We start from the raw sequence: 17,599 nt of genomic DNA on the forward strand, positions 1-17,599 counted from the left end.
CCATCGTTACACCTGAGTTGTCATCGGACGTCTACGCGACGTTGCTTCGCGCAGTGGTGCGCGGTGGTCAGCGAACCGACAGCGGGAGTTGGGCTGGTTTTACCGGTGACGGTAAATCCGAGGCACCCATGAGGAATTCGTCGACGGCGCGTGCTGTCGAACGTCCCTCGGCAATCGCCCACACCACCAACGACGCTCCGCGATGGGCGTCGCCGCACACGAACACGCCGGGCGCGTCGGTCTGCCAGTCGCTTCCGCACGAGATGTTGCCGCGGCGGTTGGGCTCGATCCCCAGATCGGTCAGAAGCGCCGTGTCGCGTACGCCTTCGAACCCGATCGCGAAAAGTGCCAACTCGCAAGGGATCTCGAACTCGTCGCTGACCGGGGTGATCACCCGTCGGCCGTCGGGCTCGCGTACTACCTTCACTTCGGCGAGCACCATCGTCGTCACGTTGCCGTCGGCGTCACCGACGAATCGTTGCACCGCAACCTGGTATTTGCGTTCGCCGCCCTCCGCGTGCGCACTCGACGTCCGCATGACAAGCGGCCAGGTCGGCCACGGTGAACGGTTGTCGTCACGGTCGCTGGGTAGTTCGGCGTTGTAGTCGAGTTGGACCACCGACGCTGCGCCCTGGCGATGCGCGGTTCCGAGGCAGTCGGCTCCGGTGTCGCCGCCGCCGATGATGACGACGTGTTTCCCGGCCGCGCTGATCGGCGACGGCCCGTCTCCCTCGCACTCCTTGTTGGCGGGGACGAGGTGTTCCATCGCGAGGTGCACTCCGTTGAGCTCACGTCCCGGGACCGGGTTGTCGCGTGCCTTCATCGCACCGATCGCGAGCACGACGGCGTCGTGCCTGCTGCGCAGTTCGTCGACCGTGAGATCGATACCGACGTCGCAGTTGACGACGAATTGTGTTCCCTCAGCGCGCATCTGGGCAACGCGCCGCTCGATGTCCGACTTCTGCAGCTTGTACTCGGGGATGCCGTAGCGCAGGAGACCACCGACGCGGTCGTCTCTCTCGTAGACCGTGACGTCGTGGCCTGCGCGGGTCAGCTGTTGCGCTGCCGCCAATCCGCCGGGACCGGAGCCCACAACGGCAACCGACTTGCCCGACTTCGCATCCGGCGCTTCGGGGCCGATGATGCCCTCTGCCCACGACTCGTAGGCGATCGTCTTCTCGATGCGTTTGATCGTCACGCTGCCTCCGGTCGTCGGCTCGGAGATCGACAGCACACACGCCGCCTCACACGGTGCGGGACAGACCATTCCGGTGAACTCGGGGAAGTTGTTGGTCGCGTGCAGACGCGCGCTCGCCGCATCCCACCGACCACGACGCACGAGGTCGTTCCACTCGGGAATCAGATTTCCCAACGGACAGCCCGCAGTTCCGGAGTGGCAGAACGGGATTCCGCAGTCCATACACCGACGGGCCTGCTCGGACACCTCGTTGAGCGACGCGACAGGGTCGAAGCCGTGCGCGTACACGTCTTCCCAGTCCTGCACGCGCTCGGCGACCGGACGATACTTTGCTTCCTTCTTCCCGATTTCCAGGAATCCGCGTGGGTCAGCCACGTGCCGCCTCCATGATCGCTGAATCAACGTCTCGCCCTTCGGCTTCGGCCATCCTGGCCGCGTCGAGGACGCGCTTGTAGTCGGTGGGCATCACCTTGGTGAAGGCCAGGCATCGCCGTGGCCAGTCGGCGAGCATCGACGCGCCGATCGCCGATCCGGTCAGCTCGGTGTGCTTGGTGATGTGTTCGTGTAGCCAGCGCAGGTCGTCGGGGTCGGGTCGGAGGAGCTCGACCATCGCACCGTTGACCTTGGTCTCGTCGAGGTCGTAGACGTACGCGATACCGCCGGACATTCCCGCGGCCATGTTGCGGCCGGTGGGTCCGAGGATCACGACGCGACCGCCGGTCATGTACTCGCAGGCGTGGTCGCCGACGCCCTCGACCACCGCGGTGGCACCCGAGTTGCGCACGGAGAACCGCTCGCCGACCTTGCCGCGGAGGTAGACCTCGCCCGACGTCGCTCCGTAGAGGATGGTGTTACCCGCGATGACCTGGTCTTCTGCGATGAACCAGGCGTCCTCGTGCGGAGCAACCACGATCTTGCCGCCACACAGACCCTTGCCGACGTAGTCGTTGGTGTCACCGGTGAGCTTGATGGTGATGCCTGGCGGCAGGAACGCGCCGAGCGACTGCCCTGCCGACCCGGTGAGTTCGACGGTGATGGTGTCCTCGGCGAGTCCTTCGGCGCCATAGCGTCGGGTCACTTCCGAACCGAGCAGCGTCCCGACGGTGCGGTTGACGTTGCGGACCGGAAGTTCAAGCGTCACCGGATGCGCATCTTCGAGCGCGCCTTCGGCGAGTTGGATGAGCGTCTGGTCGAGCGCCTTGTCGAGGCCGTGATCCTGACCGCGCACGCGGCGGGTCGGCCCCTTGTCCTCGATGCGACGGAAGATCGGACTGAGATCGAGTCCCTTGCTCTTCCAGTGGGCGACGGCGGTGTCGGTGTGCAACCGCTGCGACTGTCCGATCGCGTCGTCGAGCGTCCGGTATCCCAACTGCGCCAAGTACTTTCGCACATCCTCCGCAATAAATCGGAAGAAGTTGACGATGTGCTCGGCCTGGCCGGTGAACCGCGAACGCAACACCGGGTTCTGCGTCGCCACACCGACCGGGCAGGTGTCGAGGTGACAGACACGCATCATGATGCACCCGGACACGATGAGCGGTGCGGTCGAGAAGCCGTACTCCTCGGCACCGAGCAGCGCGGCCATGATGACATCGCGGCCCGTACGGAGGGCACCGTCGCACTGCACGGTGATGCGATCGCGCAACCCGTTCAGCATCAACGTCTGTTGGGCATCGGCGAGGCCGATCTCCCAGGGTGTGCCCGCGTGCTTGAGCGAGGTGAGCGGCGACGCTCCCGTTCCGCCGTCGTATCCGGAGATGAGCACGACGTCGGCGTGGGCCTTGGAAACGCCAGTCGCGACGGTGCCAACACCGACAGCGCTCACCAGCTTCACGTGGATCCGCGCCTGCGAGTTGGCGTTCTTCAGATCGTGGATCAGTTGCGCGAGATCTTCGATGGAGTAGATGTCGTGGTGCGGCGGCGGCGAGATGAGCGCGACGCCCGGCGTCGAATGTCGTGTCTTCGCGATCCACGGGTACACCTTGTACGCGGGCAGCTGACCGCCCTCACCGGGCTTGGCACCCTGCGCCATCTTGATCTGGATATCGGTGGCGTTGGTGAGGTAGTCGCTCGTCACACCGAACCGGCCCGACGCGACCTGTTTGACGGCGCTGCGTCGTTCCGGATCGTAGAGACGGTCGGTGTCCTCGCCGCCCTCGCCAGAGTTGGACCGACCACCGATGCGGTTCATGGCGATCGCGATGGTCTCGTGTGCCTCGGCGGAGATCGAGCCGTAGCTCATCGCGCCCGTGTTGAAGCGGGTCATGATCGACTCGATCGGCTCCACCTCGTCGAGCGGCACGGGGTCGCGACCCGAGAAGTCCAGTTCGAACAGTCCACGCAGCGTGCCACCCTTGCGCGACTGATCGTCGACCTTGTCCGAGTACGCCTGGAACACGTCGTCGCGTCCGGTCTTGGTGGCGTGCTGGAGCAGAAACACCGTCTCCGGGGTGAACATGTGCAACTCGCCCTCGCGGCGATATTGGTACTCGCCGCCGACCTCGAGTCGTCGATAGACCTGCTCGGTCGGGTTGTGCGGGAACGCGCGGTGATGCCGGATGCGGACTTCCTCGGCGAGTTCGTCGAGCCCGACGCCCTCGATCCGCGAGACCGTTCTGGTGAAGTACTCCTTGACGACCGCAGACGAGAGACCGACGGCCTCGAACGCCTGCGACGCCGTGTACGAGCTGATGGTCGAGATGCCCATCTTGCTCATCACCTTCAGCACGCCCTTGCCGAGCGCCTCGATGTAGTTGCGCTTGGCCTTCGACGGCCTGACACCGGTCAGCTCGCCCTCGGCGATCAGGTCCTCGATCGATTCGAGTGCCAGATACGGGTTGACCGCCGCAGCGCCGAACCCGATGAGCAGTGCGATGTGGTGCACTTCGCGGGCGTCGCCCGACTCGACGATGAGCGCGATCTTCGTGCGCTCCTTGGTGCGGACGAGATGGTGGTGCACCGCAGACGCGGCCAGGAGTGAGGGAATCGGCGCGTGCTCGCGGTCAGAGTGCCTGTCCGACACGACGAGCGTGCTGTGCCCCTCCGCGATCGCCTGGCTGGCGCGGCGTCGAAGATCTTCGAGCGCATCGGCGAGGCCTTCGCCGCCACGGGCCACCTCGTAGAGGCCGTGGAGAACTTTCGCGGAGAGTCCCGGGTTGTCGCCGTCGTCGTTGATGTGGACGAGCTTGGCGAGATCGTCGTTGTCGATGACCGGCCAGTGCAGCATGATCTGTCGACACGACGCCGCGGTCGGTGCGAGCAGATTCTGCTCGGGTCCCATCACGCGTGCCATCGAGGTGACGATTTCCTCGCGGATCGCATCGAGCGGCGGGTTGGTGACCTGCGCGAACAGTTCGACGAAGTAGTCGTAGAGCAACCGCGACCGCTGCGACATCACGGCGACCGGCGTGTCGGTGCCCATCGAGCCGAGAGGTTCGTAACCCGACGCCGCCATCGGGGTCAGCAAGACCCGCAGGTCCTCTTCGGTGTAACCGAAGGACACCTGACGTCGGACGACCGTGTCGTGGTTGGGCTTGTAGACCGGGCGCGGCGGGAGTGTGGCGATGTCGAGAAGCCCTGCGTGCAGCCATTCGTCGTAGGGCTCCGAACGCATGAGTTCGCCCTTGATCTCTTCGTCGGGGATGATCCGTCCCTGCGCGGTGTCGACGAGGAACATCCGACCCGGTTCGAGGCGTCCCTTGGAGACCACGTCATCGACCGGAACGTCGAGGACGCCCGACTCCGAGGCGAGGATGACCCGTCCGTCACGCGTCTGCCACCAGCGTCCGGGGCGCAGCCCGTTGCGGTCGAGGACTGCGCCGACGACGGTTCCGTCCGTGAACGTGACACATGCGGGACCGTCCCACGCCTCCATCAGAGAGGCGTTGAACTGCAGGAAGGCGCGACGCTTGGGGTCCATCGACGGAACGTTCTCCCACGCCTCCGGCACCATCAGCATCACCGCGTGCGGCACACTGCGGCCACCGAGGTGGAGGAGTTCGAGGACCTCGTCGAGTGACGCCGAATCGGAGGCCTCTGGTGTGCAGATCGGGAACGCACGCTTGAGGTCGCCGGGAATGAGGTCGGTCTCGAGAAGAGCCTCGCGGGCCCGCATGCGGTTGCGGTTGCCGCGCACGGTGTTGATCTCACCGTTGTGCGCGACGAACCGGAACGGGTGCGCGAGCGGCCACGACGGGAAGGTGTTGGTGGAGAAGCGCGAGTGGACGATGGCGATGGCACTGAGACAACGGTCGTCGCGCAGGTCGGGGTAGTAGAGCGGCAACTGCATCGTCGTGAGCATGCCCTTGTAGACCATGGTGCGACTCGACAGCGACGCGACGTACAGCCCTGTGCCTGCGGCCTCGAACTCGGGCGTGATGCGCTCGGCCTGCTTGCGGAACGGATAGATGTAGCGGTCGAGGTCGACGCCGCCGAGTCGTGGTTGTCCGGGTTCCGGTTCGACCGTGACGAACAACTGCGCCATGAAGGGCATACAGCCGACTGCGGTCTCGCCGATGTCGGCGCCGTCGACGTCGACGGGGAGGTCACGCCACCCGAGGATGGTGATGCCCTCTGCCTCGGCGAGCGCTGAGACGCGGTCCATCGCATCGCGCCGGGCCGCCTGGTCCATCGGCAGGAAGCAGGTGCCGGCAGCGTAAGTGTTCGCGCCAGTCTGCGACGGCGACGGGAGCGCGAAATCGACTGTCCCACGGAACAATTCGTCGGGCAGCTGGATGAGGATGCCTGCGCCGTCGCCGCTATTCGGCTCAGCGCCTGCCGCACCGCGGTGTTCGAGGTTCTCGAGCGCGAGCAGACCGTCGGCGACAATCGAATGCGACCGTCGACCGTGGATGTCGGCAACCATCGCGACGCCACACGAGTCCACTTCTGTCTCTGGGTCGTACAGGCCCTGTTTGGCCGGGAGCGCAGAAAACAACATCACAAGCCTCCACTCGATTCGCGTGAATCAAATGCTGAAGTCCTCAGGGACAGCGCTGGCCCGTGGAGCAGGTGTCAGGACACGACGCCGTTGGGGACGCGTGTTCCCGGGTGAGATCTCACTCTATCCGACCACCGCCCGCCGCGTGGTCTGCAACGCCGCGCGGGGGTTGGGGTTCGGGAGGTCGGGGCGTCGGGCTGAGGGCCGTGGGGCTGCGCGCGGCGTCGGGCCGTCGGGCCGGTGCGCAGAATCTAGGGGAAAGAATCCTTCCCCTACTTCCTGCAGCCCACACGAGGCCGACGACCCGGTACCGGGGCAGGCGCCCGAGTGAGTCGAGCTACTGCGAGTTCCCAGGCTTCCACGGCTTGGCGTCGGCCGACTCGCCGGTGCCCGGGATGATCTTGGCGTCGATCTCTTCGTTCTCGTCGACGACGGCGTCGGGGCCGCCCGCGTTCGTCATCTGGCCGTCGGCGAGAACCTCTTCGGCCTCGTCCACACCTTCTGCAGTCGCGGCGCCGTCGTCATCGGCAGCGGCCTCGGCATCCTCGGCGATGCTCTCGGCGACCTCTTCGGCGTCGATGTCGGCGCTGTCGCCGGGGGTCGTGTCGGACTCTGAATCGGACTCCTCGAGAAGCTCCGACTCGGTGATCACGCCGTCAGGTCGAGCCGGATCGTTTTCGGGGTTCCACGGTTTCGCATCAGCGGATTCGCCGGTCCCCGGGATGATCTTGGACACGATCTCCTCGTTCTCGTCGAGAACGGGATCGGGGCCACCCGCGTTGATCTCCTGCCCGTCGGCGAGTTCGGCCTCATCCTCGTCGACGCCCGACGGGCTGGTGTCGCCCTCGTCGTCGGCTTTGTCCTCGATGTCTTCGGACAGGCCCTCCGCGATCTCGTCGGCTGTCACGGCTTCGTCTTCAGCGCTGCTCATCGGAACCCCTTCGTCGGTCGGATCATCCGCCGCATCGGACCGAGCAGGTTCGGCGGCACCGGACTCTGCGTCACCGGCCTCTGTCACACCGGACTCTGTGGCATCAGACTCGGTGGCATCAGACTCGGTGACATCGGACTCGGTGGCGGCGGAGTCACTTCCATCTTCCACGGCTTCGTCGCCCGCGGGGGTGTGCTCATCAGGATCAGCGTCCGAGTCGGGCTCAGCGTCCGAGTCAGCTGCGGCGCTCGAGTCCGTCTCGGTCTCGCCGGCGTCGGACTCAACGTCATCTCCGACATCCGTGGCTTCGGCCTCCCCATCAGCGTCGACCGGCTCTGAGTCGACGTCATCCTGCTCGACGTCGGCGTCGTCGCGGGCCGGCTCTACGTCGGCATCGACGTCAGCCTCATCGACGTCAACATCATCTACTTCTTCGACGTCAGCCTCGTCGGCGTCAGGCTCTGTCACCACGCCGTCCGACGGCTCGTCGTCTGCGCCGGCGGCAGCGACACCGCCAACGGCAACCGCGCCCGCCGCGACCCCAGCGGCCGCGACCGGGATCGCCTTCGACGACGAGTCGTCCGACTCCTCATCGCGAGCCGCTACGCCGTTTTCGAGCTCGTTCTTCTCGGTCTTGTTCTTCTCGGTTTCGTCGTTCTCGGACTCTTCGTCGTCGGACTCATCGTCGTCGTCGAAGAAGTGCTCGCCGTCGTCCTCGTCGTCGATGTCGTCGTCGAAGTAGGCGCCCGTGTGGCCGAGTTCTTCGAGTTCGGCGGCCCGTTCAGGCCAGTAGACCTCGAGCCCTTGCTCCCGTCCCCGTGGCGCGACGATGAAGTAGATCGCACCGCAGACGATGCCGAGTGCAGCGGTGAATACGTTGATGCGAACACCGGCGATGTGGGTGAAGGCGGGGTCCGAGCGCATGAGCTCGACGCCAAATCGTCCGATGCAGTAGCCGACGACGTACAGCGCGAACAGTCGGCCGTGGCCGATGCGGAAGTAGCGGTCGACAAGCACGAGAATCACGACGACCAACAGGTTCCACAGGAGCTCATACAGGAACGTCGGATGCACAACCGCGACGACGTGCCCGTTCGACACTCCCGTGATCAAGCCCGGGTCGGCCTGTCCCGACGAGTCGACGCGCTCGTAGATCTCCAGACCCCAGGGAACGTCGGTCGGTCGGCCGTAGAGCTCCTGGTTGAAGTAGTTGCCGAGGCGCCCGATGGCCTGGGCCAGCAGAATCGCGGGCGCGATGGCGTCGGCGAACGGCGGCAACTTGATGCCCATGCGCCTGGTGCCGATCCACGCACCGAGGCCGCCGAACAACACGGCACCCCAGATACCGAGACCACCGTCCCAGATCTTGAAGGCGTCGATCGGAGTCTTTCCGCCGTCGCCGAAGTAGATCTGCCAGTCGGTGAGCACGTGGTAGACGCGACCACCGATCAAACCGAACGGGACCGCCCAGATCGCGACGTCGAGAACCTCGCCCGAGCGCCCACCGCGGGCAATCCACCGGCGATTTCCCCACCAGACGGCGACAATGATGCCGACGATGATGCACAACGCGTAGGCCCGGAGCGGAAACGAACCGATGTACCACACGCCCTGCGGCGGGCTGGGGATATAAGCGAGCATCGTCGTCGTCGGCGCTGTCACGCTGCCACCCTAACGGACGCTGCCACCCCGACGAACGAAGCCACCGCGGCGGTCAGAGGTCTGCTCGCGGTTCCCGCACACCTGCGGCGAGTTCCGTGACCAGGTCGGCCAGATGGTCTTGGCCTGCCTTGGCCGCTGTGACCAGTGCCGAACCGACGATCACGCCATCGGCGTAGCTCGCGATCTGCGACGCCTGCTCACGATTTCGGACACCGAGTCCGACGCCGAGCGGGATGTCGGAGTACTCATGCACGCGTGCGCACAGTTCGGGCGCGGCGTCGGAGACCGCGTCACGCGCCCCCGTGACACCCATCGTCGAGGCCACGTAGACGAACCCGCGCGACGCGTCGACGGTCAGCGCGATGCGCTCGGTCGTCGACGACGGTGCGACGAGGTAGATGCGGTCGAGGTCGAACTCGTCGGACGCCGCGTGCCAGGCGGCCCCCTCTTCCGGGATCAGGTTGGGCGTGATCATGCCCGCGCCGCCCGCAGCCGCCAGGTCACGCGCGAACTTGTCGACGCCGTACTGCAGCACGGGGTTCCAGTAGCTCATGACGACCGCGTTTCCGCCCGCAGCGGTGATCGCCTCGACAGCACGGAACACGTCGCGGACCCGCACCCCGTTCGTCAGCGCGAGGTCGGCCGCCTCCTGGATCGTCGGTCCGTCCATGACCGGATCCGAATACGGCACACCGACTTCGATGATGTCGCAGCCCGCGCGGACCATCGTCTCGAACGACTCGATCGACTTCTCGACGGTCGGGTAGCCAACGGGGAGATACCCGATGAGCGCGGCACGCCCCTCGGCGCGGCACTTCTCGAAGACCGGACCCAACTTCGACGGTCCCGCGTGCACGGGTGCCTTCGGCTGTGTCATTGCACGTCCCCCCTGGTGCTGGCAGCCGCGGTACCGGTCGTCACGCCGACCTCGTTCTCCGACGGTGGCGGGTCGAAGAGGTGGAACCAGCGCGCAGCGGTGTCGACGTCCTTGTCGCCGCGACCGGAGAGGCTGACCAGAACAATCGCGCCCTCCCCCAGTTCCTTACCGAGCTTCAACGCTCCGGCGAGTGCGTGTGCCGACTCGATGGCGGGGATGATGCCCTCTCGACGACTGAGCAGAGCGAGCGCGTCCATCGCCTCGGTGTCGGTGATGGGACGGTACTCGGCGCGGCCGGTGTCCTTGAGCTGTGCGTGCTCGGGCCCGACGCCCGGGTAGTCCAGGCCCGCCGAGATCGAGTGCGATTCGATGGTCTGGCCGTCTTCGTCCTGAAGCAGGTACGAGTAGGCGCCCTGGAATGCGCCGGGCGTGCCGCCGGTGAACGTCGCGGCATGTCGACCGGTCTCGACGCCGTCGCCCGCGGCCTCGAAGCCGACGAGGCGCACCTCGGAGTCGTCGAGGAAGGGGTGGAAGATGCCGATGGCGTTGGACCCGCCACCAACGCAGGCGGTGACGGCGTCGGGCAGACGACCCGCCTGGTCCAGGATCTGCGCGCGCGCTTCGAGTCCGACGATGCGTTGCAGGTCGCGCACCATCATCGGGAACGGATGCGGACCGGCCGCGGTGCCGAAGCAGTAGTAGGTGTTGTGCGCGTTGGTCACCCAGTCGCGCAAGGCCTCGTTGATCGCGTCTTTCAGAGTCGCCGAACCGTTGTCGACGGCGACGACCTCGGCACCGAGCAGTCGCATCCGTGCGACGTTGAGTGCCTGTCGGTCGGTGTCGACGCGCCCCATGTAGACGATGCACTCCATACCGAAGAGTGCGCAGCCGGTGGCGGTGGCAACACCGTGCTGACCAGCACCGGTCTCGGCGATGATGCGGGTCTTACCCATGCGCTTGGCGAGCAACAACTGCCCGAGCACGTTGTTGATCTTGTGCGACCCGGTGTGGTTGAGGTCTTCGCGCTTCAGGAAGATCCTTGCGCCACCGGCGAATTCGCTCAGTCGCGTGGCTTCGTAGAGCGGCGAGGGACGTCCGACGTAGTCGCGCTGCAGTCGATCGAGCTCGCCGAGGAACTCGTCGTCTGTGCGCATCTTCTCGTAGGCAGCGGTCACGTCGTCGATGACCGCCATCAGCGCCTCGGGAACGTGACGTCCGCCGTACACGCCGAAGTGTCCGCCCGCGTCGGGTTCCGACGACGTACGCGTGCTGACTCCGACACTCGCAGTGGGGAACTCGGCCTGGAGTTGATCGTCGGATCGGGATTCGGTGGTCACGGAACTCTCACAGACATCTCGTCGTCCGTGACACGCAAGTCGACGCTAGATCGAAAGCGAGTGTCAGCGAACGGGTTTCGGACAGGAAGGATGGGTACCGGCGGTCACGAGTTCGGAGACCGCTGTGCGCGGGTCTCCGCTGGTGACCAGGCCCTCGCCGACGAGCACCGCGTCGGCACCCGCACCGGCGAATGCCAGCAGATCTGCAGTGCCACGCACGCCCGACTCTGCGACCCGGATGGTCTCGGTGGGCAGACCCGGAGCGATACGCGCGAACGTATTGCGGTCTACCTCAAGGGTTTTCAGATTGCGATTGTTGACACCGATGACCGACGCACCGGCTTCGAGTGCGCGGCTGGCCTCGTCCTCGGTGTGTACCTCGACGAGCGCGGTCATGCCGAGACTCTCGGTGCGGTCGAGCAGCGAGGCGAGCACATTCTGCTCGAGTGCCGCGACGATCAGCAGGATGACGTCCGCACCGTGGGCGCGGGCCTCGTGGATCTGATACGGCCCGACGATGAAATCCTTGCGCAGCACGGGGATGTCGACACGGGCGCGGACGGCGTCGAGGTCGGCGAGCGACCCACGGAACCGACGTTCCTCGGTGAGGACACTGATGATGCGTGCACCGCCCGCTTCGTATGCGGCGGCGAGGTCTGCTGGATCTGGGATGTCGGCGAGCTCGCCCTTGGAGGGACTCGCTCGCTTCACCTCGGCAATGACGCCGATTCCGGTCTTGCGCAACGCAGCCATCGCATCGCGAGGAGCCGGCGCGGCAACGGACGCCTTTTTGACGGCCGCATAGTCGACGATCGCCTCACGTGCGGCGACATCGGCTTTCACTCCCTCGAGAATCGAATCGAGGACGGTGGGCGTGCTCACGACAGCTGGCTCCCTTTCTGTTCGTGCTCTCAGGGTAGACGGCCGCCTTCGAAGCGCCGGGAGCGGGTTGTGGTTTTCGTCATCGTTGATCTGTTGGGTCGATCCCGGTGTCGAGAGCGTCCCAGAGCATGCGCTCGTTGGGAGCATCGGGCGCATCGGGTTGATCGCCCGTCGAGCCGACTGACTCCGCCGAATCGTCTGCCGCAGCGCCCTTCTGCACTGGCGACGACCCCTCCGACGAGGCAGCGTTCGCGGTCCGGGCATCCTTGCCGGCCTGGGCATTCTTATCGGTCTGGGCTGATTCGGCTGCCTGGCGACGCTTGTGTTCTGCGAAGATCTCGCGCTCGATGTCTTCGCGTCGTGCGGCGGGGGTCTTGTACTTCGACGACATGCCCGCACCGGACGCGACACGCATGAGCAGAACCCCTGCTGCGACGGCACACAGCGACCCGATGAGGACAACCACGGCGACCCAGTTGTGCGTGGTCACCAACTGCACGACGTATCGATCGTTCAGACCTGCGGCAGTGGCGGCATACGTGTCGTTCGTTCCGCCCATGACAAGCGAGATCGCTGGGAAGGCAGCGAGCACACCCGCTGCGGCAACGAGGAGCGCCAGGATGCGCAAACCCCACCCGCGCAGCGACATCGCCGCGAGGATCGCCGCAAGCAACACCAGCGCGAGTGGCGTGAGCCACGGGCTCCAGTCGCTGCCCTTGACGTCGAAGGTCCGCGCCGGAGACAGCCCGTCGGCCGCGAGCACCGTTGCCCACGTCAGGCGCGAGGCGATCCAGAATGCGAGTGCCGCCGCGGCCAGGAGTATCGACCCGAGGAGCTTTGTTCGACGCTGCGCCCGCGCCGCCTGCTTCTCTCGGTCCGCGGCACTTACTGCCTCAGCACCCTCGACACCGGGGCCTTCAGCGCTGGGATTTCGTTCAGGGTCAGGAACGGTCATCGGTCACTCTCCCCGCCGACACTCTCCACGCCGCCACTCTCCACGCCGACGCGACGCATCGTCGTGGCCGCCGCGATCGCGTTGAGAACAGCGGTGGCCTTGTTGCGGGCCTCGTTGTACTCGTAGTCGGCTTCACTGTCGGCCACCACGCCGCCACCCGACTGCACGTACGCGATGCCCGTGCGCATCAGTGCGGTGCGGATCGCGATGGCGGTGTCGGCGTTGCCCGCGAAATCGAGGTAGCCGACGATTCCGCCATACAGGCCACGTCGTGTCTTCTCGTTGGCCTCGATCAGTTCCATTGCCCGCACCTTGGGTGCACCGGTCAGCGTTCCCGCGGGGAAGCACGCGGTGACAGCGTCGAGCGCATGCTTGTCGTCGCGCAGCGTCCCCGACACCGTCGACACGAGGTGCATCACGTGGCTGTACCGCTCGATGTGGCGGTAGTCGCTGACCTTGACGGTGCCCGGGGCGCACACGCGGCCGAGGTCGTTGCGGCCGAGGTCGACGAGCATCAGGTGCTCGGCGTTCTCCTTCTCGTCCTCGCTGAGTTCCTTGCTGAGGAGTTGATCTTCCTCCTCGGTGGCCCCGCGCCAGCGTGTGCCGGCGATCGGGTGCGTCGTGGCAACCCGGTCGGTCACCGTCACCAGCGCCTCTGGGCTCGATCCGACGATCGTGAAGGGCTTTCGGGGTGCACCGCTGTCGTCGGTGCCCACGCCCGGCATGCGCAGCAGGTACATGTACGGACTCGGGTTGGAGGCCCGCAGGATGCGGTAGACGTCGAGCGGGTCGGCGTCCGTGTCGATCTCGAAGCGCATCGACGGCACCACCTGGAACGCCTCGCCCGCCTCGATCTCGCGGACCAGGCCGGTGACGATCTCGCCGTACTCCTCGCGGGTGCGCTGCACGCGGAAATCGGGTGCAGGCCTGTCGAAGCGCGACACGGTCGACGGTGCGGGTGCGGCCAACGCCTGCGTCATCGCATCGAGTCGGGCAACGGCGTCGGCGTACGCCTCCTCGGCACGTTCGGCACTGCCGTCCCAATTCACCGCATTCGCGATGAGGGTGATACTCCCCTCGTGATGGTCGACGGCGGCAAGATCGGTCGCCAACAGCATCATCAGGTCGGGAAGGCCGAGGTCGTCGACGGTTGTCTCCGGTAGACGCTCGAGTCTGCGCACCATGTCGTACGCCATGAAGCCGACGAATCCGCCGGTCAGCGGCGGCATGTCGGGGAAAGGATCCGTGGCGAGCAAGCGCAGCGACTCGGCGAGCACGGTGAGTGGATCGCCGTCGACGGGAGCGCCTGCGGGAACAGTCCCCCACCACGCGGCCTTGCCGTCGACAACGGTCAGTGCCGACGGCGCGCCGACGCCGACGAACGACCACCGCGACCACGATCGGCCGTTCTCCGCGGATTCGAGCAGGAAGGTGCCCTCCCGCTCACCCGCCAGTTTTCGGTACGCCGACAGCGGCGTCTCCGAATCGGCGAGCACCTTACGCGTCACGGGCACGACGCGATGGTCGGACGCGAGATCGAGGAACTGCTCGAGCGTCGTCGTATCAGCGTTCGTATTCGACGCCGAGCTGCTCCGCGACTCGTCGGTCGCGGCCGCGAGTGTGTGTTCGCCGCTCATCCGAGGGGCTCGCCGCCGACGCCCCACTGTGAGCGGGGCACCTCGGTGATGGTGACCCATACCGAATCCGGGTTCTTGCCGGTGGCCTTCGCGTACGCCTCGGTTACCGCCGCGATGGTCTCGCGCTTGACCCGGTCGGATAGACCTGGGGTCTGCGAGATCTGGATCAGTGGCATGACTGCGTCACCGCCTTCCGTCGGCTGGTCCGCGTCGGGTTCGAGGCCGCAGCGTCGTGCGACCTTCGAGCTCGTGGAGTGCGGAGCTGTGGGGAGAGCTTCTCCCCGACGATTGTCCCAGGCATCAACTCGACGCCGCGCCCGCCCCGTCGATTTTCTGGTCCTCGCTGCGCTCGTCGACGTGCTGGTCGTCGGTCTGGTCATCGTCGACGTCGAAGGCCAGCGACGGGGTGTCGAAACAGCTGTGGTTACCGGTGTGGCAGGCGGCCCCGACCTGGTCGACGATCAGCAGGATCGTGTCGCCGTCGCAATCGAGACGAGCGTCGTGCACGTACTGTGTATGTCCGCTGGTATCGCCCTTGACCCAGTACTCCTGGCGTGAGCGTGAGTAGTAGGTGGCACGACGAGTCGCGAGTGTCCGCTCGAGCGCCGTGTCGTCCATCCACGCGACCATCAACACCTGCCCGGTGGAGCGTTCCTGGGCAACGGCGGCGAAGAGTCCGTCTGCGTTGCGTTTGAGCTGTGCGGTCAGTTCCGGCGCGAGTGCCATGCGATCAGACCTGCCCTTCCGTGTCGCGTTCGGTACGTACGACGATGCCTTCTGCTGCCATCGCACCCTTGACCTCTGGGATCGTGAGCTCACCGAAGTGGAACACCGATGCGGCGAGCACTGCGTCAGCGCCCGCCAGCACCGCTGGCGCGAAGTCGACAGCCTTGCCTGCTCCACCACTGGCGATCACGGGGACGTCGACCACCGCGCGAACCGCGGCCAGCATCCGCAGATCGAAGCCCTGCTTGGTGCCGTCGGCGTCCATCGAGTTCAACAGGATCTCGCCGACGCCGAGTTCCTGACCGCGCTGCGCCCACTCGACGGCGTCGATTCCGGTGCCTTTGCGTCCGCCGTGTGTGGTGACCTCCCACCCCGACGGCGTCGGCTCTGCGTCGTCGGGAACCGTTCGGGCGTCGACCGAGAGCACAATGCACTGCGATCCGTACCGTCGACTCATCTCGGCGAGCACCTCGGGGCGCGAGATCGCCGCGGTGTTGACGCTCACCTTGTCGGCGCCTGCACGCAGCATCGCGTCGACGTCGTCGACCGTGCGGATGCCACCTCCGACGGTCAGCGGGATGAAGATCGCGTCGGCGGTGCGGTGCACCACGTCGATCATCGTGGCGCGCCCCGAACTCGACGCGGTGACGTCGAGGAAGGTCAACTCGTCGGCGCCCTCGGCGTCGTATCGCGCGGCGAGTTCGACGGGGTCGCCCGCGTCGCGGAGATTCTGGAAGTTGACGCCCTTGACGACCCGACCGTCGTCCACATCGAGGCACGGGATCACGCGAGTTGCGAGGGTCATCGAGAAGTCCTGTCGTCTGCGCCGGGGCGCTCGGGGCTGCCGTGCTGCGCTGTGCGGGGGTCGGTAGTGGTGCTGGTGATGTCGCTGCCGGACCACACGCCGACGTCGTCGATCACGGCCATCAGCTCGCGGTGCACGTCGGGCATCGCGGTCACCAGCGACGGTGACGACGCCGTCCACGGGTTGCCCGCGAGGTCTGTGGCGAGCCCGCCTGCGGCACGCACCAGGGCGGCGCCGGCGGCATTGTCCCAGGCATGTGCACCGAAAGCTATTGCGGCACCGAAGATTCCGGAGGCTACGTACGCCATGTCGACGCCGGTGCTGCCCGTCATACGCAGTCGGGCCGCTCGCACGCTCAGCGCTTCGAGTAGTTGCGCTCGACGAGCCCCGGGGTAGCGACCGCCGTGACTGACGTTGAACGGTCCGAACGCGACGGCCGTCTGGGCGAGCGTCGTCGGAAGATGCGCGGCCATCGGGACGCCGTTGCGGTACAGCGGACCTCCGACGTGACCGGCGTAGCGCAGTCCGGTCAGCGGCAGCCATGTGAGACCGAGTACCGCCTCACCGTCGACGAGCAGTCCGAGCAGGATGCCTGTGAGCGGCATGCCCGTCGAATAGTTGTACGTTCCGTCGACCGGGTCGAGGACCCACACGGCACCGTCGGTCACCGGTGGTCCGCCGAATTCTTCGCCGTGCACGTTGATTCCGGTCCGGTCGGTGAGTTCTCGTCGGATGCGTTGTTCGAGGTCGAGGTCGACCTGGGTCGCAAAGTCGGTCAGACCCTTCACAACGGCACTGGGCGCGCCGAGTCCGGCGACGAACTCGCCGGACACACCGTCGAGAATGCTGCCCGCCACCTCGAGGAGTGCGGGCAGATCCAGGCCGGAACCGGTGGTCACAGGTTACCGACCGCCGCCAAAGCGTCAGGCAGGGTGAATCGCCCCGCGTACAGAGCCTTGCCGACGATCGCGCCCTCGACACCCTGGTCGGCCAGGCCTGCGATGGCGATGAGGTCGCCGAGCGCCGACACACCACCCGACGCGACGACGGGCGCGTCGGTTGCCTTGGTGACTTCGGAGAGCAGATCGAGGTTCGGCCCGCCGAGGGTGCCGTCCTTGCTGACATCGGTGACGACGTAGCGCGCGCAGCCGTCGCCGTCGAGTCGCGCGAGTACCTCCCACAGATCACCGCCGTCGGTGACCCATCCCCGACCACGCAGTCGATACGAATCACCGTCTGCGACGACGTCGAGTCCCACGGCGATACGGTCGCCGTAGGTGGCGATCGCGCGCCTGCACCACTCGGGGTTCTCGAGCGCAGCGGTACCGAGGTTCACGCGGGTACAGCCCGTCGCCAGTGCGGCTTCGAGGGACTCGTCGTCGCGGATGCCACCGGACAACTCGACCTTCACGTCGAGTTCGCCCACCACACCGGCGAGTAGTTCGCGGTTGTTGCCCCGACCGAACGCGGCGTCGAGGTCGACGAGGTGAATCCACTCGGCACCGTCGCGTTGCCATGCCAGCGCGGCATCGCGGGGCGAGCCGTAAGCGGTTTCGGTGCCCGCCGCACCGCGGACGAGCCGAACGGCCTGTCCATCGGCAACGTCGACGGCTGGTAGGAGTTCGAGGGTCTTCCCCATGACGTGAAGTC

General features: G+C 66.4%; 13 protein-coding genes. All 13 read right to left on the minus strand.

The features are described from left to right. Positions 1–67 precede the first annotated feature (67 nt). Positions 68–1,573, minus strand: coding sequence for a glutamate synthase subunit beta (locus A5777_RS17745; protein ID WP_064863640.1), 1,506 nt, complete (start codon positions 1,571–1,573; stop codon positions 68–70). Then, positions 1,566–6,137 carry a glutamate synthase large subunit gene (gene gltB / locus A5777_RS17750; protein ID WP_064863641.1) on the minus strand — a complete coding sequence of 1,524 codons (4,572 nt, stop codon included), beginning with the start codon at positions 6,135–6,137 and terminating at the stop codon, positions 1,566–1,568. Before gltB ends, A5777_RS17745 begins: the two co-directional genes overlap by 8 nt. Positions 6,138–6,474: 337 nt before the next feature. Beyond that, complete coding sequence (gene lgt, locus A5777_RS17755) at positions 6,475–8,709, minus strand: prolipoprotein diacylglyceryl transferase (RefSeq protein WP_064863677.1); 2,235 nt, start codon at positions 8,707–8,709, stop codon at positions 6,475–6,477. Between the two features lie 73 nt (positions 8,710–8,782). Next, on the minus strand, positions 8,783–9,607 hold the full coding sequence (trpA, locus tag A5777_RS17760) for a tryptophan synthase subunit alpha (RefSeq protein ID WP_064863642.1): 825 nt from the start codon (positions 9,605–9,607) through the stop codon (positions 8,783–8,785). Further along, positions 9,604–10,944 carry a tryptophan synthase subunit beta gene (gene trpB, locus A5777_RS17765; protein WP_064863643.1) on the minus strand — a complete coding sequence of 447 codons (1,341 nt, stop codon included), beginning with the start codon at positions 10,942–10,944 and terminating at the stop codon, positions 9,604–9,606. Before trpB ends, trpA begins: the two co-directional genes overlap by 4 nt. 63 nt (positions 10,945–11,007) lie before the next feature. Then, positions 11,008–11,826, minus strand: a complete 819-nt coding sequence (gene trpC / locus A5777_RS17770) for an indole-3-glycerol phosphate synthase TrpC (RefSeq protein WP_049698191.1) — start codon at positions 11,824–11,826, stop codon at positions 11,008–11,010. A gap of 79 nt (positions 11,827–11,905) precedes the next feature. Next, on the minus strand, positions 11,906–12,781 hold the full coding sequence (locus A5777_RS17775) for a TIGR02234 family membrane protein (RefSeq protein ID WP_064863644.1): 876 nt from the start codon (positions 12,779–12,781) through the stop codon (positions 11,906–11,908). Then, positions 12,778–14,418 (minus strand): anthranilate synthase component I, encoded by a 1,641-nt coding sequence (locus A5777_RS17780; protein ID WP_064863645.1) that lies wholly within the window; start codon positions 14,416–14,418, stop codon positions 12,778–12,780. The genes A5777_RS17775 and A5777_RS17780 overlap by 4 nt, the downstream gene beginning before the upstream one ends. Further along, positions 14,415–14,594 carry a tautomerase family protein gene (locus A5777_RS17785; protein WP_005179191.1) on the minus strand — a complete coding sequence of 60 codons (180 nt, stop codon included), beginning with the start codon at positions 14,592–14,594 and terminating at the stop codon, positions 14,415–14,417. Before A5777_RS17785 ends, A5777_RS17780 begins: the two co-directional genes overlap by 4 nt. Positions 14,595–14,718: 124 nt before the next feature. Beyond that, positions 14,719–15,144: a phosphoribosyl-AMP cyclohydrolase gene (gene hisI, locus A5777_RS17790; protein WP_005208459.1), complete on the minus strand. Its 426-nt coding sequence runs from the start codon at positions 15,142–15,144 to the stop codon at positions 14,719–14,721. 4 nt (positions 15,145–15,148) lie between these two features. Then, positions 15,149–15,949, minus strand: coding sequence for an imidazole glycerol phosphate synthase subunit HisF (hisF, locus tag A5777_RS17795; protein ID WP_005208458.1), 801 nt, complete (start codon positions 15,947–15,949; stop codon positions 15,149–15,151). Continuing rightward, positions 15,946–16,848, minus strand: a complete 903-nt coding sequence (locus tag A5777_RS17800; RefSeq protein WP_005208457.1) for an inositol monophosphatase family protein — start codon at positions 16,846–16,848, stop codon at positions 15,946–15,948. Before A5777_RS17800 ends, hisF begins: the two co-directional genes overlap by 4 nt. Next, complete coding sequence (gene priA, locus A5777_RS17805) at positions 16,845–17,588, minus strand: bifunctional 1-(5-phosphoribosyl)-5-((5-phosphoribosylamino)methylideneamino)imidazole-4-carboxamide isomerase/phosphoribosylanthranilate isomerase PriA (RefSeq protein ID WP_064863646.1); 744 nt, start codon at positions 17,586–17,588, stop codon at positions 16,845–16,847. Before priA ends, A5777_RS17800 begins: the two co-directional genes overlap by 4 nt. Positions 17,589–17,599: the final 11 nt, after the last annotated feature.

The sequence above is a fragment of the Gordonia sp. 852002-10350_SCH5691597 genome (assembly GCF_001665715.1).
Classification (GTDB): domain Bacteria; phylum Actinomycetota; class Actinomycetes; order Mycobacteriales; family Mycobacteriaceae; genus Gordonia; species Gordonia sputi.